Origin of the sequence: Streptomyces sp. NRRL F-5630 (assembly GCF_000719475.1) — a bacterium.
In the GTDB taxonomy this organism is placed as follows: Bacteria; Actinomycetota; Actinomycetes; order Streptomycetales; family Streptomycetaceae; genus Streptomyces.
In genome coordinates this window covers 1-649 of the sequence record NZ_JOGO01000202.1, presented here as the reverse complement: position 1 = coordinate 649, position 649 = coordinate 1, and the positions used below count along the sequence as shown (strand labels likewise).

Below are 649 nucleotides of genomic sequence, written 5' to 3'. Positions count from 1 at the left end.
CTCACACCCCAGGACCGCACCCGCCTCCTCCACACCCACAACAACACCACCCACCCGGTCCCACCTCAGCTCCTCCCCGACCTCTTCACCCACCAGGCCACCCACACACCCGACCACCCCGCCCTCATCTTCGAAGGCGAGGAAACCCCCTACCGCGAACTGGACACCCGCTCCAACCAACTCGCCCGCCACCTCATCACCCACGGCGCAGGCCCCGAAACCCGCATCGCCGTCGCCCTCCCCCGCAGCCCACACCTCCTCACCACACTCCTCGCCATCCTCAAAACCGGCGCCGCCTACCTCCCCATCGACCCCACCAACCCACCCGCACGCACCACACACGTGCTCCAGGACGCGGCCCCCGCACTCCTGCTGACCAGCCCGGAAATCCAAGCTGGCCTCCCCGTGACCGGCATTCCTGTGCACACGTGGGGACCGGCTCACCCCACTCCTCCCCCAGCACCCCGCCTACGCCCTCTACACCTCCGGCTCCACCGGCACCCCCAAAGGCACCCTGATCACCCACGCCTCACTCATCAACCGACTCCACTGGATGCAGGCCACCTACCACCTCAACACAACAGACCGGGTACTCCAGAAAACACCTCCCACCTTCGACGTCTCCGTCTGGGAACTCTTCTGGCCCCTC

1 protein-coding gene and 1 pseudogene are annotated in these 649 nt (G+C 67.2%); both read left to right on the top strand.

Annotated elements, in window-relative coordinates; translation table 11 throughout:
* Window positions 1-126: 126 nt before the first annotated feature.
* Window positions 127-333: pseudogene (locus tag IF99_RS35910) on the top strand (AMP-binding protein); the annotation flags it as partial.
* 85 nt (window positions 334-418) lie between these two features.
* A partial coding sequence (locus IF99_RS35905) for an AMP-binding protein (RefSeq protein ID WP_420705744.1) occupies window positions 419-649 on the top strand: 231 nt, incomplete at its 3' end.